We start from the raw sequence: 20,644 nt of genomic DNA on the forward strand, positions 1-20,644 counted from the left end.
TCCTCGCCCGCACACACGCAGAAACTGAGACACCATGGCTGACGACGAGCGCTCCGAGAATCTTCACGATCACGGCAAGATCGACCAGGTCGATCTGCAGCTGGAGATGCAGCGCAGTTACCTCGACTACGCGATGAGCGTCATCGTCGGGCGCGCGCTGCCCGATGTGCGTGACGGCCTCAAGCCCGTGCACCGTCGCGTGCTCTACGGGATGTACGACGGAGGCTACCGCCCCGACAAGTCGTTCTCGAAGTGCGCCCGCGTGGTGGGCGAGGTGATGGGTCAGTACCACCCGCACGGTGACACCGCGATCTATGACGCGCTCGTTCGTCTCGTCCAGCCGTGGTCGCTGCGCTACCCGCTGGCGCTCGGGCAGGGAAACTTCGGTTCGCCCGGCAACCAGGGCGCTGCGGCGCCCCGGTACACCGAGACGAAGATGGCCCCCCTCGCGCTCGAGATGGTGCGCGACATCGAAGAGGAGACCGTCGACTTCCAGGACAACTACGACGGTCAGACGCAGGAGCCCACGGTTCTCCCCGCGCGATTCCCCAACCTGCTGGTGAACGGGTCGGTCGGCATCGCGGTGGGTATGGCCACGAACATCCCGCCCCACAATCTGCGCGAAGTCTCGGCGGGCGCGCTGTGGGCACTGGAGAATCCGGATGCCTCGCGCGAGGAGCTGCTCGAGGCGCTCATGTCGCGCATCCCCGGGCCGGACTTCCCCACCGCCGCTCAGATCCTCGGGACGCGCGGCATCAAGGACGCCTACCTCACCGGCCGCGGCTCCATCACGATGCGCGCGGTGGTCGGGGTGGAAGAGATCCAAGGCCGCACGTGCCTGGTCATCACCGAACTGCCCTACCAGGTGAACCCCGACAATGTCGCCGTCAAGATCGCCGACCTCGCCCGCGAGGGCAAGATCACCGGCATCGCCGACATCCGGGACGAGACCTCCGGACGCACCGGTCAACGGCTCGTGATCGTGCTCAAGCGCGACGCCGTTGCCAAGGTCGTTCTGAACAACCTCTACAAGCACACCCAGCTGCAGGAGAACTTCGGCGCCAACATGCTGGCGATCGTCGACGGCGTGCCTCGGACGCTTCCCCTCGACGGCTTCATCACGCACTGGATCGATCACCAGATCGAGGTCATCGTCCGTCGCACGCGATACCGGCTGCGCAAAGCCGAAGAGCGCATGCACATCCTGCGCGGCTATCTGAAGGCCCTGGATGCGCTCGACGACGTGATCGCCCTCATCCGGCGATCCCCCACCGTGGACGACGCCCGGGCGGGACTGAAGGATCTGCTCGAGATCGACGACATCCAGGCGGATGCGATCCTCACGATGCAGCTGCGCCGTCTCGCCGCGCTCGAGCGCCAGAAGATCATCGACGAGGCCACCGAGCTCGAGGAGCAGATCCTCGACTTCCAGGCGATCCTGGCCGACCCGGTGCGGCAGCGTGTGATCGTGCGCGACGAGCTCACGGTCATCGTCGACAGGTTCGGAGATGACCGCCGCACGGAGATCCTCCACGGCTTCGACGGCGACATGTCGATCGAGGACCTCATCCCCGAAGAGGAGATGGTGCTGACGGTCACCCGCGATGGGTACATCAAGCGCACGCGCAGCGACAACTACCGTCAGCAGCACCGCGGCGGTAAAGGGGTGAAGGGCGCGCAACTGCGCGCCGACGACGTCGTTGAGCACTTCTTCGTCACCACGACGCACCACTGGCTCCTCTTCTTCACCAACAAGGGTCGCGTCTATCGCGCGAAGGCCTATGAAGTCCCCGAGGCCGGCCGCGATGCGAAGGGCCAGCACGTCGCGAACCTGCTGGCGCTCCAGCCCGACGAGGAGATCGCCCAGATCCTCGACATCCGCGATTACAGCGTTGCGACGTACCTGGTGCTCGCCACCCGTGGTGGTCTCGTGAAGAAGACGCGCCTGACCGAGTACGACACCAATCGTCAGGGCGGGGTGATCGCCATCAACCTCCGCGATGGTGACGAGCTCGTCAGCGCCCTCTTGGTGGAGGAAGGCGACGACATCCTCCTCATCAGCCGCCAGGGCATGTCCCTGCGCTTCACGGCGACCGACGACTCGCTCCGGCCGATGGGCCGTTCCACCGCCGGCGTGAAGGGGATGTCCTTCCGCGAAGGCGACAGCCTGCTGTCGGCGTCGGTGGCGGCGGAGGACGGATTCGTCTTCGTGGTGACCGAAGGCGGCTACGCCAAGCGCACCGAAGTGGGTCAGTATCGGCTGCAGAGCCGGGGCGGACTCGGCATCAAAGTCGCCCGTCTGAACGACGATCGCGGGGATCTCGCGGGCGGTCTCATCGTCTCGGCGGACGACGAGGTCCTTGTGGTTCTTGCCAGCGGCAAGGTGGTACGCTCTGCCGTGGCCGAGGTGCCTGCCAAGGGACGAGACACCATGGGTGTCGTCTTCGCTCGATCGGGCGGCGATGATCGCATCATCGCGATCGCCCGAAACGGCGAGCGGGGACTGACCGAAGCAGCGGAGGCCAGCGTCGATGAAGAGACGGGTGCCCCCGACGCCACCGCCCAGACCCCCGGAGAAAGCACTGACGTATGAGTACGGTAGCCGACAAGCTCGCGAAGAAGTCGACCCATAAGACCAGCTCCAAGCAGGTCCGGCTCCGCCTCGTGTACGTCGACTTCTGGTCGGCCGTCAAGCTGTCGTTCCTGGCGGCGGTCGCTCTCGCGATCGTCACGGTCGTGACCTTCTTCCTCGTGTACATGGTCGTGCAGACCACGGGATTGATCGGCAAGGTCGACGAGTTCTTCCAGAGCTTCTCCGACGGGGGCGTCTCGATCACCTCGTTCGTCGGCCTCCCCCAGGTGATGGCCTTCGCGGCGGTCGTGGCGATCCTCAACCTGATCGTGGTGACCGTGCTGGGCGCAGTGATGGCCGGGATCTACAACCTCGCGGTCAAGGTCACCGGCGGTCTGCTCGTGGGTTTCACGTCCAACTGACCGGCGCGTCGCCCCGATTCGAGAAAACGGTGCGCGTCAGGTAAAGTCTTGGAGGTTGACAGCGTTCGCGCGGTCTTCGAGACGGGGCTATAGCTCAGGCGGTTAGAGCGCTTCACTGATAATGAAGAGGTCCCAGGTTCAAGTCCTGGTAGCCCCACGTAAGCCCCAGGGGCCTTAGCTCAGTTGGTAGAGCGCCTGCTTTGCAAGCAGGATGTCAGGAGTTCGAATCTCCTAGGCTCCACATCTCGGCCCTCGGTTCGGCCTCTTCTACACTGTCGCCATGGCGCACCTCACCGAACCGGTTCCGTCACCCCTCGGGCGGCCGGTGTCTGCCCGCGTCGAGGGTCAGGCGGTCTACGCGGCCTACAGCGCCGGAGTGCTGGGTGCCGTCGTCGGTCTGATCATCGGGCTGACCGATGCCTCACTCCCCCTGTCGGGCAACAGTTCCTTCGGCACCCTCATCGCCCTGTTCGCCGGAGCCGCCGCCACCGTCGTCTCCGCCACCGGCTACTGGCGCTCGCGCACTGCGCCCGGACAGGAGTGGCGTCTCGCGCTGTCACCGGTCAAATTCGGGGTGAATGCCGTCTCCGTCGTCATCGTGCACACCGTGCTCGCCGTCCTCGCGACGCTGGTGCTGTTCGTGGTGCTCGGACGCGCGTTCATCGGACTGCCTGTGCAGCCCTTCTGGTCGACGGTCCTGTCGGCGGTGGTTCTGGGTCTCGTCGCCTACCTGGTGTTCCTGTCGGTGGCGCGCATGACCACGCAGCGCATGTCGTCCCTCCTCATGGTGTTCATCGTGCTCGGCAGCCTGACGGCGATGGTGACCACGCCCGATCCGAGATGGTGGCTGGTCCACTTCAGCCACCTCGGCACCTTCGACGACATCTCCAGCGTCGTCTTCAACGGCACCTTGATCGCCGGTGGCCTGCTCGTCACGACATTCGCCGTGTATCTCGCGAACGACATGCGCGCTCTCGGCGACGCGTTCCTCCATCCCCGCGCGGTGCCCGTCGTCTCGACGATGTTCGTCATCATGGGGGTGATGCTCGCCGGCGTCGGCGTCTTCCCCGTCGACGACCACCTGCTGCTGCACAACCTCTCCGCGATGGGGTTGGCCGTCGTCTACATCGGTCTTCTCGCAGCCGGACCCAGGGTGCTGCGCGGGATGCCCCGCGCTTACTTCCTCGCCTCGTGGGGGTTCCTGGCATCGGTCATCGTCTCGCTGGTGCTGTTCATCGTCGGATACTTCGGCCTGACGGCGTTCGAGATCATCGTGTTCGCCCTGATCTTCGGATGGATCGCCGTCTTCATCCGTTTCCTGGGTGTCACGGCCTCCGGTGTCGGCGAGACGAAGTCGCCGTCGCCGCGCTCGGTACAGTGACGGGATGGACATGCGCGTCGCCGCCTACGCGGTCATCATCGACGATGCCGGTCGGATGCTCCTCGCACACTGGAACGAGGGGCGCCGCGCCGCGTGGACCATCCCCGGTGGTGGGCTGGAGGATGGAGAAGATCCCGAGCACGCGGCGCGCCGGGAGGTCCGGGAGGAGACCGGCTATCGCGCGGCGATCGGCGACCTCCTCGGCATCCATTCCCGTGTCATCCCCGCCGGTCGTCGCCTGAACACCGATTCCGCAGGTCCCCTGCACACGCTGCGTATCGTCTACCGCGCGCGCATCACCGGCGGGCGATTGCGCAACGAGACCGATGGCTCGACCGACCGCGCCGAGTGGTTCACGCCGCAGGCGATCTCATCGCTGCAGCGGGTCAAGCTGGTCGACATCGCCCGCCACATGGCGGGGCTGATCTGACCCGCGCACGCGATCGGCGGCGTCAGCTCTGCGGCTGCGAGATGTCGGCGACGGTGGCGCCGTACGCCGAGATGAGGTCGTCGGCCTCGATGAAGAGGCTGTAGCCGTGGGCTCCGGCGCCCAAAGCGATGCGGCGGCCGACGATCGACGCGTCGGCGTAGATCGGCCACTCCGTGGTGCTTCCCAGCGGCACGATCGTGCCGCGTTCGTAGCCGGTCGCCGCGAGAGCGGCCTCCGGTGCGGGGAGCTGCAGTTTGTTCACACCGACGACGGCGCGCAGCTTCGGCCAGGAGATGGACTTGTCGCCGGGGATCAACGCGAAGAGGAATGTGTCGTCGCTGCGTTTGACGACGAGGGTCTTGATGATGCCGGATGCCGGAAGCCCGAGCAGCGCGGCCGCTTCGGCGAGACTCCCCGCCGCCGGCCGCTCGCGGATCTCCACCGACAGACCGCGCGCGTCCGCTGCGGAGCGGACGCGCGCGAGGCCGTCAGGTGTGGGGTCCGGCGAAGCCGGCGAACTCACGCGTCAGGTGCACGCAGCGGGTCGTCTGCCACCCAGAGCTCGTCGTCGGCACGCAGCGTCTGCCATGCGGCGTACGCGACACCGACGGCCGCAGCGACACCGAGGAGGATGGCGATGACGCCGCCGGCGCCGATGCCCTGGCGCTGAGGCTCGAGCGAGAGCTGCTTCGCGAACTTCTTCGACGCTTCTTTGCCGTACTTGTCGGCCTTCTTGGCATAGCTGGAGGCGTCCGGCATGCTGAAGCCCTTGCCGGCGGCCAGACGCGACCGGGTGTCGTTGGCGGCATCCCACACCGACAGCGCCGACCCGACGACAGCGCCCGCGGTGGGGACGACCTTGTCGGAGAGCACGTGGCGAGAGAAGTCGACGCTTCTGCCGTAGCCCTTCTGGACGGTCGGGACGACCTGCTCCTTGCCGTAGTTCCCGATCTGTCGACCGGCGTCACGGGCGATGCGCGAGGCTTCCTCGACGAGCACCTGCTGGGACTCCCAGAGATCGTTCGCCTTCGACTGGAGCTTGCGGATTTCTTTCTTGCGCTTGCGGCTGAGGCCCACGGGGCCCTCCTCATCACTGGGTGATCTGGTCTCCTTATCCTGCCAGACATGGGCGCAAGCGGGAGGCCTTGCACAGAACTCTGAAAGAATGTACGTATGCCTCAGCACACGGCCGTAGCCACCCTGCACACCAACCACGGCGACATCCTCGTCAACCTCTTCGGCGACCACGCCCCCCGCACCGTTCAGAACTTCATCGGCCTGTCGGACGGAACCGGCGAGTGGACCGACCCCGCCACCGGCAAGCCCGGTGAAGGCCCGCTCTACCGCGACGTCGTCTTCCACCGCATCATCCCCAATTTCATGATCCAGGGCGGCGACCCCCTGGGCCAGGGCACGGGTGGGCCCGGCTACAACTTCAACGACGAGATCAACGGCGAACTGAACTTCACTCAGCCCTACATGCTGGCGATGGCCAACGCGGGTCTGCGTCGCAACGCGATCACGGGTAAGCCCGAGGGCACCAACGGCTCGCAGTTCTTCATCACCACCGACCCCACGACGTGGCTGCAGGGCAAGCACACGATCTTCGGCGAGGTGGCGGACGCCGCGTCCCGCGAGGTCGTCGACGCGATCGCCGCCGTGCCGACGGGCGCCGGAGACCGGCCGATCGAGCCCGTCGTCCTGCAGTCCGTCGACATCGTCTCGGTCTAGCGGTCGCCGACCGCCTGTGACGGAACGCCCGTGACCACGGATGCGGCGTCGGAGGAATTCCGGCGCAATCGGGAGAACTTCTGCTACCGGCATCCCGACCGGCAGAGCTTCGTGCTGTGTCAGCGATGCCTACGGACGATCTGCCCGGAGTGCCAGACGCAGGCGGCGGTCGGTGTCATCTGCCCCGAGTGCCTCGTCGAGCAGCAGAAGTCGCGCACGCCCGCACAGGTGAAGGCGCAGCGGCGGTGGCGGCGCTCGGGCGCGTCCGCGCTCGCCGTCTCGGACTCGCGACCGCTGGTGACGTACGCCATCATCGCCCTCACCGCGCTGGTGTACGTGACCCAGATCATCCCCGGGTCACCCGTCCAGGACTGGCTCGCGTTCAACAGCGCCTACCTGGTGCCGTCGCTGCCGTACGGCTTCCAGCCCTGGCGGCTGCTGACAGTGCTCCTCGTGCACGGGAGTTTCCTGCACGTCGGGCTGAACATGCTCGCGCTGTTCATGATCGGCCGCAGTCTGGAGCCGCTCCTCGGCCGGTGGCGGTTCCTGTCGCTCTACCTGATCAGCGGGTTGGGCGGATCCGTCGCCGTGGCGCTGCTGGATCCGGGCCAGTGGGTGGTCGGGGCGTCCGGTGCCATCTTCGGGCTGTTCGGAGCTCTGCTGGTGATCGGCCGGCACATCGGCGCGAATGTCACGGGCATCGCCATCCTGATCGGCATCAACTTCGCCTTCCCCTTCATCCAGGGATTGATGGCGGGTTCGATGGCCGCGGTGCAGATCTCATGGCAGGCGCACCTGGGCGGGCTGGTCGTCGGTGCTGCGCTCGGACTCGTCTTCGCCCGTACCCGGTCGGTGCGGCGGCGCGGCCTGCAGGTCGCGCTCCTCGCCGTCGTGACCGTGGCGCTGTTGGGACTGCTCGTCATCCCCGCCGTGATCTACGTCTGATCAGCCGAGGAGTTATCCACAGGTTCATCCACACCTGGGGATGAATCACACCCGTGTAATTCGTGTGGTTCGCTATCTCCAGCGCGTCGTCATGAGGAAGCCGACGAACGCGATGCCGAAGCCGATGACGAGGTTCCAGGCGCCGATACCCGGGATCGGGAAAGCCTGGCTGCTCAGGTAGAAGACCAGCACCCAGACGAGTCCGACGAGCATGAGCCCGATCATGATGGGCTTGAACCACACCGGGTTGGGTGCGGCCTCTCCCTCACTGCGTTCGACGAGTGCGTCGTCTCTCTTACCTGCCATGCCAGCATCCTACCCGGGGAGGCTCCGTCCCACTCGGGCGGCTGCCAGGTTGACCTCAGGGTGAGGTCGATATGATCACCGTTGTGACGGGTGGGAGCGGGATCGCGACGGGTGGTGACCTGCGCGCGCGAGGCCGACGTCCGCGTGCTCGGACATCGTTCTTCGGCGTCGTCGGCGAGATCCTCATCACGGCGGGACTGATCACGCTGCTGTATGTCGTGTGGCAGCTCTGGATCGGCGATGTGATCTACGGAGCGGAGCGTAACGCGGCCGGTCACGAGCTCTCGGAGCAGTGGGCGGAGGAGTACGAGGCACCCCCCGCCGCAGCGACAGCGAGTCCCACCCCCGGTGTCGCCGCCGCACCCGCCCCGGTGACAGCCGACCCGATCGCGCTGCCCCAGCCGGCGGACGCCGAGATCTTCGGGATCATGCACATCCCCCGCTTCGGCGCCGACTACAGCGTCAACATGGCGGGCGGCGTGACCCGCGAGAACACCCTCGATCCGATCGGCATCGGGCATTACCCCGACACGAGCATGCCCGGCGATGTCGGCAACTTCGCCGTGGCGGCCCACCGCACCACCTGGGGCAAGCCCTTCAACCGCATCGCAGACCTGCACGTGGGCGACGCCATCGTCATCGAGACCCCCGACGGCTGGTACACGTACCGGTTCCGGACCCTCGAGTACGTCGAACCGTCCGCCGTGGACGTGCTGCTGCCCGTGCCCCAGGCCCCGGACGTGCCCAATGACGGGGGGCGGTACCTGACGATGACGAGCTGCAGTCCGATGTTCGCGATGACCGAGCGCATCGTCGGCTACAGCGTGTTCGACGCGTTCACCCCACGCGCGGCCGGAGCCCCGGCTTCGTTGACCGAAGGAGTGACCACCTGATGTACGCCGGTCTCTGGCGCGTCCTCCCCGGTCCGTGGTGGCTCAGGGTGATCTTCCTCCTCATCCTCGCCGCCGCCGTGATCTACGGACTCTTCTTCTACGTCTTCCCCTGGGTGAGCAGCTTCGTGAACCCGCAGGACGTCACGGTTCAGTGACCCTCGTCGACGATCCCGCGGCGGCGCCCCGCGCGTCCGAGGCGGGCAGGATCCTGGTCGTCGACAACCACGACAGCTTCGTCCACACCCTCGTCGGCTATCTGCACGAGCTCGGCGCGGAGTCCGACCTCGTCGAAGCCGATGCGATCGTCCGTCCCGACCCCACCGCCGGGCTCGAACGCGTCGCCGGTCTCGCCATCGCTCCGTACGCGGGCGTGCTCGTCTCGCCGGGTCCGGGAGCGCCGGTCGACGCGGGGGCGTCGATCCCCGTGGTGCGGGCGGCCGCGGCCCGCGGCATCCCCCTCCTGGGTGTGTGCTTGGGACATCAAGCGCTGGCGGAGGCGTTCGGGGCCGTCGTGGATCATGCGCCCGAGCTCATGCACGGCATGACCTCGCGGGTGACGCACGATGGCAGCGCCCTCTACGACGGCCTGCCGAGCCCGTTCGTCGCAACCCGGTACCACTCACTGGCGGTGGTGCCCGAGTCGTTGCCGTCCGAGCTGCGCGTCACCTCCCGGACGCAGAGCGGCGTGATCATGGGCGTCTCGCACCGCACGCTTCCGTTGCACGGCGTGCAGTTCCATCCGGAGGCGGTGCTCACCGAGGGTGGGTATCGACTGCTCGGCAATTGGCTCGAGAGTGTGGGCGTCACGGCTGCCGCGACCCGGGGCGCAGCGCTGCGACCGCATCGCTGACCGGGGCGTCGCCGGGGGCGGCTACGGCGCCCCGCAGTAGGTGAGCACGACCGTCGCATGCACCTCGGCCTCGCCGGGGGCGATCGACTGGGCGGTCACGACCGGCGGTTCGGTCGCGACGCAGTTGGGGTCGGGCTGCGTCTCGACCGTCAGCTGCGAGGTCGGACCCTCGAGCTCGCGCGTCGCGGCCTCCACCGTGTACCCGGTGACGTCGTTGATCAGCACGCGTCCGGTCGCGACGACGAGGTTCACGGTCGTGCCGACCGGAATCTGCTCACCGGCGGTCTGATCGGCCGAGATGACCACGCCGGCGGCGAGCCCGGGATCGTTCCGCTGCGTCACGACTCCGAGCGCGAGACCAGCGCTCTCGAGGGCACCCTGTACGGCCTCTTGTCCGATGCCCACCAGAGTCGGTACGGTCGCCAGCTCCTGCCCGGTCGACACGAAGACACGGATCTGCTGCTGCGGGGTGACCGAAGCGTCCGCCCCCGGGTCGGTGCGGATCACGTTGCCGGCGGCGACATCGGCGTTGGCCTCGTCGACGCGCGTCGACAGCAGATCCTGTTCGGCCAGAGCCTCGTTCGCCCGCTCGTACGTCATGCCGGCGACATCGGGCACGATGCGTGCGCTCGAGGGGACTTCGCTCGCGGGTCGGATCGTGACAACCCAGAAGAGCACGGAGATGAGGAGCACGGCGAGCACCGCGACACCGGCCCAGATCCACGCGACCGGGGGTCCGGTCTGCGTGCGCTTCATCGTGGTGTCGGTGCTCAGCTGACGCAGGGACCGGGCGGTCTCGGCCGCCTGGCGCGGGTTCGGTCCGTACAGCTCGCTCGTGAGCGCACCCACCTGGCGCTTCGTGGGCGCTTTGCCGTCGATCGTCGCGTCGAGGGCATCACGGAAGCCCGCGGCGTCCTGATAGCGCTGGAAGGGATCCTTTGCGAGCGCGCGCAGGACGACGGCGTCGAGCGCACGGGGAACGGTGTCGTTCACCTCCGACGGCGTGATCGGGGCTTCGCTCACGTGCTGATAGGCGACCGCGACCGGGGACTCGCCCCGGAACGGGGGGCGCCCCACGAGCAGCTCGTAGAGCACGACTCCTGCGGAATACAGATCGGCCCGCGCATCCACGGGCTCGCCCTTCGCCTGCTCGGGCGAGAAGTAGGCCGCGGTGCCGAGGATCGCGGTGGTCTCGGCGACCGTCGAGGACGAGTCCGAGACCGCGCGTGCGATGCCGAAATCCATGACCTTCACCTGGCCCGCGTCGGTGACCATGACGTTGCCGGGCTTGATGTCGCGGTGCACGACGCCGGCGCGGTGGGAGTACTCGAGAGCCTCGAGGATGCCGTCGCTGTAACGGAGCGCATCGTCGACGCTCACCGGACCGGCGGAGATGATGTCCTTGAGGAGATCACCGTGGACGAGCTCCATGATGATGTACGGCACCGGATGCGCGACGCCGTCCGTGCCGACCTCGGTGTCTTCGCCCGCGTCGTACACGCGCACGATCGCGGGATGCGCCATGCGTGACGCCGCCTGGGCTTCCAGGCGGAACCGGGTGCGGAAGGAGTTGTCGTTCGCGAGATCGCGGCCGAGGATCTTGATGGCGACCTGGCGGCCCAGAGTGACGTCGTATCCGCGGTAGACCGTCGCCATTCCGCCGCGCCCGATGAGCTCGTCGACTCGATATCGGCCCGAAAGCACCCGCGGCTCGACTGTCACGTTAACTCCCTGGCGTGGAACACAGCCAGCCTAACCGACGTCCGCCCCGCGCCCCGCATCAGCGGGAGCAAGGCGGACGTGGACTACGGCGTGGTGCCCGGCGTCGGCGTGCTGGCCGGAGAGATGGACGCCGTGCCGTCGGCCGAGGCGCCCGTCGTGCGATCTCCGCCGCTTCCGCCCGAGCAGGTGACGGTGTAGGTCACGACGACGGACCCTGTCGCCGTGGCGGGCACGGTCACGGCGACGGGCTGCTCCGCGAGCGTGAAGGCCCGCTTCTGGGAACCGTCGCTGAACGTGCCGTTGGTGACGGTGAGGTCGTACTTGCTCGCGGTGCCGGTGCCGGAGGCGCACTGGTACCCGCTCCAGCCGACGGTCGCCGTGCCACCCGCGGTGACGGGGTTCGGCGTGATCGTGGGCGCCGTCGGCGTCTCGAGTGGGGTCTGATCAGCGTACGTCGTGAGGGCGATGGTCGTGCCCTCTTCGACGCGTCCCGTGGGGTTGACGGCGTAGACGAAGCCCACCTGGTCGGGCGCGGGCGCCGCGTTGCCCGGGACGCAGTTGGCGACGAGGTTCGCTCCCTCGAGGATTCCCCGGGCCTCATCGCAGGAGACGCCCACCAGCCCCAACGAGCTGACGTCGACGCGGTCGGAGGTCGGTGACGGCGAAGGACTGCTCGGGACGGGCGACGGTGCCGTCGAGGTCGTCGACTGCGATGGCGCAGGCGCGGGCGTCTGGTTGGACAGGACCGCCCACACGGTACCGCCGATCACGAGGAGGAGCAGCACGATGAGCGCGATGAGCGGCCACGTCCACGGGCTGCGCTTCTTCTTGACGGGCTCGTCGTCGACGGGCACGGGCATCGGCAGGAGGCGGGTGGTGTCTTCGCCCGAAGTCAGCAGCTGGGTCGCGTCATCGGGCACGACGCCGGTCGCGATCGCCGGGATGGCTGCGGCCGCAGCGGCAACATCGCCTCGGCGGAGCGCGGTGGCTGCGCGGGCGATGATGGCCGTCGAGGCCGGTCGGTCTTCGGGCTTCTTGGCGATCATCGCCATGATGAGGTTCTGCACCGGGGTGGCGACCGTCGGCGGCAGCGGCGGGGGCTGCTCGTTGATCTGCGCCATCGCGATGGCGACCTGCGACTCGCCCGTGAAGGGACGCTTGCCGGCGAGGCACTCATAGGCGACGATGCCGAGCGAGTAGATGTCGGTGGAGGGCGACGCCGAATGACCCGACGCCTGCTCCGGGGAGAGGTACTGCACGGTGCCCATCACCTGGCCGGTGGCGGTGAGCGGCACCTGGTCGGCGATGCGCGCGATGCCGAAGTCGGTGATCTTCACACGGCCGTCGGGCGTGATCAGGAGGTTGCCGGGCTTGATGTCGCGGTGCACGAGACCGGCGGCATGCGCAGCCTGCAGCGCGGCGGCCGTCTGCGCCACGATGTCGAGCGTCTTGTCAGTCGACAGCGAGCCTTCGCGCTCGAGAATTGTCGACAGCGCCTCGCCGGGGACGAGCTCCATCACGAGGAAGGCGCTGCCGGCCTCCTCGCCGTAGTCGAAGACGCTCGCGATGCCCTCGTGGTTGACGAGTGCGGCGTGGCGGGCTTCGGCGCGGAAGCGCTCGAGGAACCCGGGATCGCCCATGTACTCGTCTTTGAGGATCTTGATGGCGACGGTGCGTCCGATCACGTGGTCGGTCGCCTCCCAGACCTCGCCCATGCCGCCGATGGCGATGCGCGAGTCCAGCTCATAGCGTCCGCCGAAAGTCACTCCCTGTGTCGGTCTCATTTCCCCAGCACCGCCTCCATGACTTTCTTCGCGATAGGCGCGGCGATGGTGTTTCCGCTGCCCGATTGTCCCTGCCCGCCGCCGTCTTCGACGACCACGGCGACGGCGACTCGTGGGTTGTCGGCCGGTGCGAAACCGGTGAACCACAGCGAGTACGGCTTGGTGTTGCCGTTCTCTGCGGTGCCTGTCTTCCCGCCCACGTCGACTCCGTCTATTCTTGCACCCGAGGCCGCTCCGTCATTGACATTGGCGACCATCATCGTGGCCATCTGCTGCGCGAGCTCGGGGTCCAGCGCCTGCCCGAACTCGGTGTCGTCGAAGGTCTGCTGCACCGAGAGGTCGGGCGCGATGACCTGGTCGACCATGCGCGGGTTCATCACCGTGCCGCCGTCGGCGATCGCCGCGGACACCATCGCCATCTGCAGCGGCGTGGCGCGCACGTCGCCCTGGCCGAAGCCGGTCAGGGCGGTCTTGTCGTCGCTGAGCGCCCGCGGGTACGTCGACGGGGTGGAGGTGAGCGGCATCGTGAAGGACGAGTTGAAGCCGTACTTCTCCGCCTCCTCGCGGATGGCGTCGTCGCCCAGGGCGACCGCCAGTTCGGCCATCGGGATGTTGCAGCTCAGGCGGAGCGCATCGGCGAGGGTGACCGTGTCACCGGGACCGCACGCGCCGCCCCCGGCATTGCTGATGCTGGTGCTGGTGCCGGGAAGGGTGTACGAGGCGACGTTCGGGAACGTCGAGGCCGGCGTGTAGTTGCCGGATGCGAGCGCTGCGGACGCCACGACGAGTTTGAAGGTCGACCCGGGCGGGTTGAGGTCGCCCGAGATGGCGCGGTTGTAGAGGGGATGCGTCGGGTTGGTGTTGAGCATGTCGTAGGCGTCGTTGACGACCGAAGCGTCGTGGACGGCGAGTGTGTTGGTGTCGTAGCTCGGGCTCGTGACCATCGCCAGGATGCGCCCGGTGGAGGGCTCGATCGCGACGACCGCGCCCTGCAGATCGCCGAGTGCGTCGTAAGCCGCCTTCTGCACGACGGAGTCGAGGCTCAGCACGACGTTGGAGCCCTGCGGGTTCTGACCGGTGATGACGCGCTCCATCCGGGTGAGGAACTGAGAGCCTGCGGTACCGCTGAGTTCCTGGTTCATCGACTGCTCCAGGCCGGTCGCCGAACCCAGGGCGGGATTGATGTAACCGGTGACGGGCGCCCACATCGCGGCATCCTGATACACGCGCTGCCACGAGAAGACGTCGTCGGACGCGACCGACGAGGCGATCGCCGCGCCGCTCGCGATGATCGACCCGCGCTGCACCTGGTACGAGTCGTACAGGGCACGCGTGTTGCGGGAGTTCTCCGCGAGACTCTCGGACTGTGCGACCTGGATCCAGCTGGTCGAGGCGAAGAGGGCAATGAACATCAGGAGCATCAGGATGCTCAGACGCTTGAGTTCTTTCGTCATCTCAGCCGATCACCACCCGCGGGCGACTGCGCACCGCGTCGGAGATGCGCAGGAGCAGCGCGACGATCAGCCAGTTCGCCACGAGTGATGAGCCGCCGGCGGCGAGGAAGGGGGTCGTGAGTCCGGTCAGCGGGATCAGACGCGTCACTCCGCCGACCATGATGAACACCTGCAGCGCGATCGTGAACGACAGGCCCGTTGCCAGGAGCTTGCCGAAGTCGTCCTGACCGGTGAGGCCGATGCGGATGCCGCGGCTGGTGAACACCATGTACAGGCACAGGATGGCGAAGACCCCGATCAGCCCGATCTCTTCGCCGAGACTCGAGAAGATGTAGTCGCTCTGCGACAGCGGCGTGAGGTAGGGACGGCCCTGCCCGAGTCCGGTGCCGATGAGGCCCCCGTGCGCGAGACCGAAGATGCCCTGCACGAGCTGGTAGCTGCCACCGGTGCGGTCGATGATCTCGGGATTGAACGCGTCGAGCCAGTTGGCGAACCGGCCCTGCACGTACGGAAGCACACGAGAGGCGAAGAAGGCTCCGACGGCCGCCAGGACGACACCGATGAGCACCCAGCTGGTCTTGCCCGTGGCGACGTACAGCATCGCGACGAACATCCCGAAGATCAGCAGGCCCGTCCCGAGGTCTCGCTGCAGCACGATGGTGCCGAGCGAGACGAGCCAGACCACCAGGAGCGGACCGAGCTCACGGGCGCGCGGCCAGGTCATGCCGAGGAACCTCGTGCCGACCGAAGTGAGCGCCTCACGGGTGCGGACGAGGTAGCCGGCGAAGAAGACCGCGAGGGAGATCTTGGCCAGCTCTCCCGGCTGAAAGGAGAAGAAGCCCAGCGAGACCCAGACGTCGGCGTTGGCGTCGGTGCCGAGGCCGGGGACGAACGGCAGCAGCAGGAGGCCGACACCGATGAATCCCGCGACGTAGGTGTAGCGGAACAGCACGCGGTAGTTCTTCAGCAGCACGACCACCAGCAGGGCGCCGATCGTGGCGATCCCCGCCCACGCCAACTGCCTCGTGGAGTAGGCGCCCCATCCGTGCAGCTTCAAGGCGATGTCGATGCGGTAGATCATCGCCAGTCCGACGCCGGTGAGCACCGTGGCGATGGGCAGGACGAACGGATCGGCGGCACTCGCGCGCAGTCGCAGCACGATGTGCAGCGCGATCACGAGCGCGGTGAGCCCGACGCAGTAGATGAGGAACTTCGCGTCGATCACGCCGGTCGCGCCGAGCTGGACCAGGGCGACAGCCGAGCCGTTGATCAGGAAGGCGAACAGCAGCAGGACGAGCTCGCGGTTGCGCTGCGTCTGCGGCACGCGGATGCGGCGCAGTGCCCGGAGCACCGACGTGTCCGTCGAGACCTGCTGTGTGTCGGGGGACGAGGTCATCCGCTGGCCTCCGCGGTGTTGCGCAGCCGCTCGACGATCTGCTCGGCGTCGTCGAGCGATGCCGCCGAGATCGTCTCCTGCACAGTGGCGAGCGCGAAGTCGGGCAGGTCGACGAGTTGCAGTCCGGTGTCCTGGTAGGGCTCCGACAGGGTGATCGGTCCGATGTTCTGCTGGATGCCCCGGTAGATCACGACCGAATCCTGATCGACGCCGACGTAGTACCGGGTCTGAGTGAACTGGTAGCCGCCGAAGAGTGCGGCGGCGATCAGGGCGATCACCACCACGAAGCCGATGATCCACCCGAGGCGTCGTCGACGCGCTCTGCGACGATCCTCCTCGATGAGCTCCTCGAGGAACCCGGCGGCGGGCTCGAAGTGGGTCGGCTCGTTCGCGGCCTGACGGTTGGGGTGCAGCCAGCCGCTTCGGCCCGATCGTGCGGCCGGCACCACGACGCCGGTCGGTGTCGAGGCGGATCCGACGACCGTGGGGGTTCCCGAGAAGAGCGGATGCTGCCCGCCGACGTCGACGATCACGATCGTGATGTTGTCGGGGGCGCCGGCGTCCAGTGCCTGCTTCAGCAGGCTGTCGGCGGTGCGCCCGGGAGCATTGCCCTGCGCCATCGCCTTGGCGGTGTGCGCGTCGTCGACCACGCCGCACAGCCCGTCGGAGCACAGCAGCCAGCGGTCGCCGGGCTGCGTCGGCATGATGAACGTGTCGACCTCGGGGTCGGGGTCCATGTCGCCGAGCACCCGCATGAGGACGGAACGGCGGGGGTGGTAGCGGGCTTCTTCGGGCGTGATGCGCCCCGAATCGACCAGGCGCTGCACGAACGTGTGGTCGGTCGTGATCTGGGTGAGCGCGTCGTCGCGGTACAGATAGACGCGCGAGTCGCCGATGTGGGCGATCACGGCGTAGTCGTCCACCATGATCAGCGCACTCACCGTGGTGCCCATGCCGGTGAGCTCGGGGCGGGCCGCGACCGTGTCGATCAGCTCGGCGGCGGTGTCCGAGATCGCGTCGCGCAGTTCACGCTCGGCCTCCGCGGTGGACGCCATCGGGTGATCGAGCACCTCCAGCCGACCGATCGCGATGCTGGAGGCGACATCCCCACCCGCGTGTCCGCCCATGCCGTCGGCGACGGCGAAGAGGTTCGACCCGGCATAGCCGGAGTCCTGATTGTTGGAGCGCACCTTGCCGGTGTGCGAGATGGCGACGCTCGAGCCCTGGAAGACCATGGATGCGGCTCGCCGCTACTTCCGCAGCTCGAAGGTGGTGGCGCCGACCTTGATCGGAGCGCCCACCTTGATCGGCACGGGGGCCGCGACCCGGACGCCGTCGTGCCACGTGCCGTTCGTCGAATCGAGGTCTTGGATCATCCACTGCTGGCCCCACAGCACGAGGCGCGCGTGGTGGCTGGAGGTGTAGTCGTCGCGGATGACGAGCCCGGATTCGCTGGACCGGCCGATCGTGAGCGGTTCGGAGCCGAGCGGAAGTTCCAACCCGGTCTTGGGCCCGCTCGTGATGACGATCCGGGACACGGCGGCAGTCGTCGCCAGTCCGCCGGCGGAGGGTTTCGACGGCGACGCCTTCATCACCGGGACGGTGGCGTCCGACGGCGACCCCGCCTTGGCCGGGGTCGCCACGGCGGGCGCCGGTTCCGGCATCCGCCGTACCTTCACACCGAACAGGTCAGCCCGCAGCGAGTAGACGAGGGCGAACACGAAGAACCACATCAGCAGCAGGAAGCCGATGCGCAGCAGCAGGAGGGTCAGTTCACTCACGATCGCGGTCCGCGGGAGACGTCGTCGCCGATCGTGAACGCGCGGGTGGCGTCGGCGGCGGGCATGGGCGGACGCGCGGGGGTGGTCTGCGCCACCACGTGGAAGACGATGTTCGTGCGTCCGATCGTGACGGTGGCGTCGGGCGGCAGCGGCGCTTCCGTGACGGGGCGCCCGTCGAGCTTCGTCCCGTTCGTGGACTGCAGGTCGCGGACCATGGCGCGCTCGCCGTCCCACAGGATCTCGACGTGCTTGCGACTCGTGCCCGCGTCGGGAATCGTGATGTCGGCATCGCTGCCGCGGCCGATGACGGTACGCGCCCGGGTGAGCGGGTGCCGAGTGCCGTCGATGTCGACCACTCCGCGCCAGGCGACGCGGCCCTGGGCCGTGGCCGACTGCACCCGCAGGGTGCCGGTCGAGAGCTGGTCGTCGCGGACGAGTGAGATCGTCACGGGGCCGGCGAAGCTGTACCCCTGGGCTTTGGCGTGCTTCTGCACGAGGGCGTCGAGCTCGTCACCCAGTGCGCTGCCGAGGGTGCGCATGCGGTCATCGTCCGCGGGGGCCAGGAGGACCGTGAACGTGTTCGGCGCGAGGATGCGGTCGCGGCTGACCACCGCCGCCTTCGTGTCGAGCTCGCTGCGGAGCGCCGAGGCGATCTCGACCGGCTGAATGCCGCTGCGGAAGGTCTTCGCGAAGGCGCTGTTGACGGCGCGCTCGAGTCCCTTCTCGAAGCTGTCCAGTAGTCCCACGGGGCTCCTCTAGCCGGGCGAACAAGTCGCGTACATGTTAGTTGGCTCGCCTGGGTACCGCGTAGACGGCGCGATTTCAGCCGGACATCCGGCGGAGGGGCGAGGCGATGCCCGCACCGGTTCGGATGCGGACCGGGCACCGTGATATCCTCGGCAGGTTGAGTTCATGCGATCTCGCATGCGCGATTCGCGCGAGTGGCGGAATAGGTAGACGCGCTGGCTTCAGGTGCCAGTGCCCGCAAGGGCGTGGGGGTTCAAGTCCCCCCTCGCGCACGAAATGAGAAAGACCCCCCATGTTCTTCGGGGGGTCTTTCTCATTTCCTGACGGGGGTCGCGATGTGAACACCCTCTGGGGGTGGGCCCCTGCCGCCAGAGGCTCCGCGCGCCGCGAAGCGGCGTGTGGAGAGGCGGTAGGGACAAGTCCCCCTCGCGCACGACATGAGAAAGACCCCCCATGTTCTTCGGGGGGTCTTTCTCATCTCGGTGGCGTTCCTCATTCGAGCGTGGGCATCAGCGTGTAGACGATCTCTTCGACATCCCGCCCCGCACCGGGAGCGAACGCCGTGACGCGTTCGACCTCGGTGAAGCCGACGCGTTCGAGAACCGCGACGGATGCCGCGTTGTGCGCGGCGACGCGGGCGTAGAGGGGCCGCTCTGCTTCGCGGGCCACCATGAGCCGGAGCGCGGCCGTGCCCACGCCTCGGCCCCAGGCGTGGCGGGCCACCCAATACGTCACCTCGCGATGGCCGTCCAGGGAGAAGACCGCGGCCGTCCCCGCGAAACCGCCGTCCTCGGTGATGACCCATTGCGCGGCATCCGGCGCCTGTCGGTTGCGGTCGCTCCACGCGTCGAAGGCGGCGCGGTCATCGGGATCGGATGCGGTGAACGCCGCCATCGCCACCGCTTCCGGGTCGCGCATCATCTCGAACACGGCGTCGAGGTCGTCGTCGGACAGGTCGCGCAGATCGATGTGGGCCACGCAGCAACGGTACGCCGGGATGCCACCCGGAGCACGGGCTCAGCCGAGCAGATTCACTTCGAGGAGTTCCTGGTGCGCCGCCGCACCGTCACGTGCGGCCACGGCCGCCCGCAGGCGCCGATACGACGCGCCTCGCCTCGCGGCGTCTTCGATGTCGGGTGTCCACCCCTTGAGGTTGCGCTGCAGGGCGAGGCCCGATTCGCGCATGATCGAGATGAACACGGCGTTGCCGGTGGCGCGGATCACCTGCTGGAAGAACATCACGGTCCCCGCCACCATCGCCGCGGCGTCTTCGACGTCGGAGGCCGCGATCACGGCGTCGGCGGCTTCGAGGATGAGCGACAGCTGCTCGTCCGAGCAGCGCACGAGGGCCGTGCGGAAGGCGCCGCCCACCACGAAGACCATGAACTCGGTCGTGTCGCGCAACGCGTTCTCGCCGGGCGTGGACACGCGCGTCCACCGGTTCGCCGACACCTCGACGAGCCCGAAGCGCTCGAGGCGCTGGAGCGCCTCCCGGACGGGGGTCCGTGACACCTGGAGCCGTTCGGCGAGATCGACGTCGCGCAGCCGCTCGCCCGGCTGAAGCGTCCCGTCGAGGATCGCACGACCCAGGATGGAGTACACCTCGTCGCCGAGGATCGCTCCGCGGGGATTCACGGGAGCGAAGCGGTCTTCCCGCGGTTCGAGCGGCTCGTCGTCGGTCATGGCGGTGGACAGTTTACGTCCGCGGCCACCGGAGAATCGACGGAAACCGTCTTCCGGGTCTCACAGCTCCCGCCGATATATCAGTAGAGTGGAGCCCGTCACGCTCTGCGTGGCTCATCCGGGGGGATCCGTCGGCGCCCGGACCTTGAGTATCTGCTCGGTCCGGGCGCCGTATGGGCGCCGCACGCGGCGAACATGTCGGGCGCGCAACGTTTCTGTCACCATCCGTGACGACGCCTGCCGGTCACGGGCTCGGGTGGCTACCGTGGAACCGCCGCGCAGGACGCGCGGTTTCGACAGCAGAATGGCACGCAATGAGCACGCAGGGCACGGTCAAGTGGTTCAACTCGGAAAAAGGCTTCGGCTTCATCGCTCCCGATGACGGCGGCGCGGACGTCTTCGCGCACTACTCCGCCATCGAGGCGAGCGGCTACCGCTCCCTCGAGGAGAATCAGCGCGTCGAGTTCGATGTCGCCCAGGGCCCGAAGGGCCTGCAGGCGGAGAACATCCGACCCGTCTGACGAACGAGATGGGCGGGATGCTGCAT

Annotated in this window: 22 protein-coding genes and 3 tRNA genes; 13 read left to right on the forward strand and 12 right to left on the reverse strand. The window is 67.8% G+C overall.

The window, feature by feature from the left end:
* The first annotated feature begins 34 nt into the window (after positions 1-34).
* From gyrA to ACFM35_RS11850, 6 genes are all read left to right on the forward strand, one after another.
* The gene (gyrA, locus tag ACFM35_RS11825; RefSeq protein ID WP_378842243.1) at positions 35-2,593 is read left to right on the forward strand and encodes a DNA gyrase subunit A; all 2,559 of its coding nucleotides are present in this window, start codon (positions 35-37) and stop codon (positions 2,591-2,593) included.
* On the forward strand, positions 2,590-2,994 hold the full coding sequence (locus tag ACFM35_RS11830; protein WP_378842245.1) for a DUF3566 domain-containing protein: 405 nt from the start codon (positions 2,590-2,592) through the stop codon (positions 2,992-2,994). Before gyrA ends, ACFM35_RS11830 begins: the two co-directional genes overlap by 4 nt.
* Before the next feature lie 83 nt (positions 2,995-3,077).
* Positions 3,078-3,151 (forward strand) — tRNA-Ile (locus ACFM35_RS11835).
* An 11-nt stretch (positions 3,152-3,162) separates the two neighbouring features.
* A tRNA-Ala gene (locus ACFM35_RS11840) sits at positions 3,163-3,235 on the forward strand.
* A gap of 39 nt (positions 3,236-3,274) precedes the next feature.
* On the forward strand, positions 3,275-4,375 hold the full coding sequence (locus ACFM35_RS11845) for a DUF998 domain-containing protein (protein ID WP_378842247.1): 1,101 nt from the start codon (positions 3,275-3,277) through the stop codon (positions 4,373-4,375).
* A gap of 4 nt (positions 4,376-4,379) precedes the next feature.
* Positions 4,380-4,805 (forward strand): NUDIX hydrolase, encoded by a 426-nt coding sequence (locus ACFM35_RS11850; protein WP_378842249.1) that lies wholly within the window; start codon positions 4,380-4,382, stop codon positions 4,803-4,805.
* Positions 4,806-4,827: 22 nt separating this feature from the next.
* Here ACFM35_RS11850 and ACFM35_RS11855 read toward each other — a convergent pair whose 3' ends face one another.
* The gene (locus ACFM35_RS11855) at positions 4,828-5,247 is read right to left on the reverse strand and encodes an aminoacyl-tRNA deacylase (protein WP_378843014.1); all 420 of its coding nucleotides are present in this window, start codon (positions 5,245-5,247) and stop codon (positions 4,828-4,830) included.
* Positions 5,248-5,324: 77 nt separating this feature from the next.
* Positions 5,325-5,882, reverse strand: a complete 558-nt coding sequence (locus ACFM35_RS11860; protein ID WP_378842251.1) for a DNA helicase — start codon at positions 5,880-5,882, stop codon at positions 5,325-5,327.
* 96 nt (positions 5,883-5,978) lie between these two features.
* Between ACFM35_RS11860 and ACFM35_RS11865 the strand changes: the two genes are divergently transcribed.
* On the forward strand, positions 5,979-6,536 hold the full coding sequence (locus ACFM35_RS11865) for a peptidylprolyl isomerase (protein ID WP_378842253.1): 558 nt from the start codon (positions 5,979-5,981) through the stop codon (positions 6,534-6,536).
* A gap of 30 nt (positions 6,537-6,566) precedes the next feature.
* Positions 6,567-7,481: a rhomboid family intramembrane serine protease gene (locus tag ACFM35_RS11870; RefSeq protein WP_378842255.1), complete on the forward strand. Its 915-nt coding sequence runs from the start codon at positions 6,567-6,569 to the stop codon at positions 7,479-7,481.
* Between the two features lie 72 nt (positions 7,482-7,553).
* Here the strand turns inward: ACFM35_RS11870 and ACFM35_RS11875 are convergent, their stop codons facing one another.
* Positions 7,554-7,787, reverse strand: coding sequence for a cell division protein CrgA (locus ACFM35_RS11875; protein ID WP_378842257.1), 234 nt, complete (start codon positions 7,785-7,787; stop codon positions 7,554-7,556).
* Between the two features lie 71 nt (positions 7,788-7,858).
* Here ACFM35_RS11875 and ACFM35_RS11880 point away from each other — a divergent pair, with 71 nt between their 5' ends.
* The 3 genes from ACFM35_RS11880 to ACFM35_RS11890 are packed head-to-tail and all read left to right on the forward strand — an operon-like array spanning position 7,859 to position 9,530.
* Positions 7,859-8,680 (forward strand): class E sortase, encoded by an 822-nt coding sequence (locus tag ACFM35_RS11880; RefSeq protein WP_378842259.1) that lies wholly within the window; start codon positions 7,859-7,861, stop codon positions 8,678-8,680.
* Positions 8,680-8,835, forward strand: a complete 156-nt coding sequence (locus ACFM35_RS11885; RefSeq protein WP_378842261.1) for a hypothetical protein — start codon at positions 8,680-8,682, stop codon at positions 8,833-8,835. Before ACFM35_RS11880 ends, ACFM35_RS11885 begins: the two co-directional genes overlap by 1 nt.
* On the forward strand, positions 8,832-9,530 hold the full coding sequence (locus ACFM35_RS11890) for an anthranilate synthase component II (RefSeq protein ID WP_378842263.1): 699 nt from the start codon (positions 8,832-8,834) through the stop codon (positions 9,528-9,530). The genes ACFM35_RS11885 and ACFM35_RS11890 overlap by 4 nt, the downstream gene beginning before the upstream one ends.
* Positions 9,531-9,551: 21 nt before the next feature.
* Here the strand turns inward: ACFM35_RS11890 and pknB are convergent, their stop codons facing one another.
* The 7 genes from pknB to ACFM35_RS11925 form a co-directional block, all read right to left on the reverse strand.
* Positions 9,552-11,252 carry a Stk1 family PASTA domain-containing Ser/Thr kinase gene (pknB, locus tag ACFM35_RS11895; protein ID WP_378842265.1) on the reverse strand — a complete coding sequence of 567 codons (1,701 nt, stop codon included), beginning with the start codon at positions 11,250-11,252 and terminating at the stop codon, positions 9,552-9,554.
* 83 nt (positions 11,253-11,335) lie between these two features.
* Positions 11,336-13,036 (reverse strand): protein kinase domain-containing protein, encoded by a 1,701-nt coding sequence (locus ACFM35_RS11900; protein ID WP_378842267.1) that lies wholly within the window; start codon positions 13,034-13,036, stop codon positions 11,336-11,338.
* Entirely contained in the window at positions 13,033-14,490 is a 1,458-nt protein-coding gene (locus ACFM35_RS11905; protein ID WP_378842269.1) for a peptidoglycan D,D-transpeptidase FtsI family protein, read from the reverse strand. Before ACFM35_RS11905 ends, ACFM35_RS11900 begins: the two co-directional genes overlap by 4 nt.
* Before the next feature lies 1 nt (position 14,491).
* A complete protein-coding gene (locus ACFM35_RS11910; protein ID WP_378842271.1) occupies positions 14,492-15,886 on the reverse strand; it encodes an FtsW/RodA/SpoVE family cell cycle protein in 1,395 nt (464 codons plus the stop codon).
* Positions 15,883-17,121 carry a PP2C family protein-serine/threonine phosphatase gene (locus tag ACFM35_RS11915; protein ID WP_378842273.1) on the reverse strand — a complete coding sequence of 413 codons (1,239 nt, stop codon included), beginning with the start codon at positions 17,119-17,121 and terminating at the stop codon, positions 15,883-15,885. Before ACFM35_RS11915 ends, ACFM35_RS11910 begins: the two co-directional genes overlap by 4 nt.
* A 15-nt stretch (positions 17,122-17,136) precedes the next feature.
* Positions 17,137-17,667: an FHA domain-containing protein FhaB/FipA gene (locus ACFM35_RS11920; RefSeq protein WP_378842275.1), complete on the reverse strand. Its 531-nt coding sequence runs from the start codon at positions 17,665-17,667 to the stop codon at positions 17,137-17,139.
* On the reverse strand, positions 17,664-18,413 hold the full coding sequence (locus ACFM35_RS11925; RefSeq protein ID WP_378842277.1) for an FHA domain-containing protein: 750 nt from the start codon (positions 18,411-18,413) through the stop codon (positions 17,664-17,666). Before ACFM35_RS11925 ends, ACFM35_RS11920 begins: the two co-directional genes overlap by 4 nt.
* A 189-nt stretch (positions 18,414-18,602) precedes the next feature.
* Here ACFM35_RS11925 and ACFM35_RS11930 point away from each other — a divergent pair.
* A tRNA-Leu gene (locus tag ACFM35_RS11930) sits at positions 18,603-18,686 on the forward strand.
* Between the two features lie 220 nt (positions 18,687-18,906).
* Here ACFM35_RS11930 and ACFM35_RS11935 read toward each other — a convergent pair.
* Entirely contained in the window at positions 18,907-19,392 is a 486-nt protein-coding gene (locus ACFM35_RS11935; protein ID WP_378842278.1) for a GNAT family N-acetyltransferase, read from the reverse strand.
* Positions 19,393-19,431: 39 nt separating this feature from the next.
* Complete coding sequence (locus tag ACFM35_RS11940) at positions 19,432-20,097, reverse strand: GntR family transcriptional regulator (RefSeq protein ID WP_378842279.1); 666 nt, start codon at positions 20,095-20,097, stop codon at positions 19,432-19,434.
* 314 nt (positions 20,098-20,411) lie between these two features.
* On the opposite strand from ACFM35_RS11940, the gene ACFM35_RS11945 reads away from it, so the two are divergent.
* The gene (locus tag ACFM35_RS11945; protein ID WP_378842280.1) at positions 20,412-20,618 is read left to right on the forward strand and encodes a cold-shock protein; all 207 of its coding nucleotides are present in this window, start codon (positions 20,412-20,414) and stop codon (positions 20,616-20,618) included.
* The last annotated feature ends 26 nt before the right edge of the window (positions 20,619-20,644 follow it).

This window comes from Microbacterium songi, from assembly GCF_042747925.1.
Lineage (GTDB): Bacteria > Actinomycetota > Actinomycetes > Actinomycetales > Microbacteriaceae > Microbacterium.

Coding starts and splice junctions, on each gene's coding strand:
- ACFM35_RS11910 (WP_378842271.1), bottom strand. CDS start 15,886: ATGACCTCGTCCCCCGACACACAGCAGGTCTCGACGGACACGTCGGTG.
- ACFM35_RS11885 (WP_378842261.1), top strand. CDS start 8,680: ATGTACGCCGGTCTCTGGCGCGTCCTCCCCGGTCCGTGGTGGCTCAGG.
- ACFM35_RS11875 (WP_378842257.1), bottom strand. CDS start 7,787: ATGGCAGGTAAGAGAGACGACGCACTCGTCGAACGCAGTGAGGGAGAG.
- ACFM35_RS11945 (WP_378842280.1), top strand. CDS start 20,412: ATGAGCACGCAGGGCACGGTCAAGTGGTTCAACTCGGAAAAAGGCTTC.
- ACFM35_RS11915 (WP_378842273.1), bottom strand. CDS start 17,121: ATGGTCTTCCAGGGCTCGAGCGTCGCCATCTCGCACACCGGCAAGGTG.
- ACFM35_RS11880 (WP_378842259.1), top strand. CDS start 7,859: ATGATCACCGTTGTGACGGGTGGGAGCGGGATCGCGACGGGTGGTGAC.
- ACFM35_RS11865 (WP_378842253.1), top strand. CDS start 5,979: ATGCCTCAGCACACGGCCGTAGCCACCCTGCACACCAACCACGGCGAC.
- ACFM35_RS11900 (WP_378842267.1), bottom strand. CDS start 13,036: ATGAGACCGACACAGGGAGTGACTTTCGGCGGACGCTATGAGCTGGAC.
- ACFM35_RS11905 (WP_378842269.1), bottom strand. CDS start 14,490: ATGACGAAAGAACTCAAGCGTCTGAGCATCCTGATGCTCCTGATGTTC.
- gyrA (WP_378842243.1), top strand. CDS start 35: ATGGCTGACGACGAGCGCTCCGAGAATCTTCACGATCACGGCAAGATC.
- ACFM35_RS11845 (WP_378842247.1), top strand. CDS start 3,275: ATGGCGCACCTCACCGAACCGGTTCCGTCACCCCTCGGGCGGCCGGTG.
- ACFM35_RS11940 (WP_378842279.1), bottom strand. CDS start 20,097: ATGACCGACGACGAGCCGCTCGAACCGCGGGAAGACCGCTTCGCTCCC.
- ACFM35_RS11850 (WP_378842249.1), top strand. CDS start 4,380: ATGGACATGCGCGTCGCCGCCTACGCGGTCATCATCGACGATGCCGGT.
- ACFM35_RS11830 (WP_378842245.1), top strand. CDS start 2,590: ATGAGTACGGTAGCCGACAAGCTCGCGAAGAAGTCGACCCATAAGACC.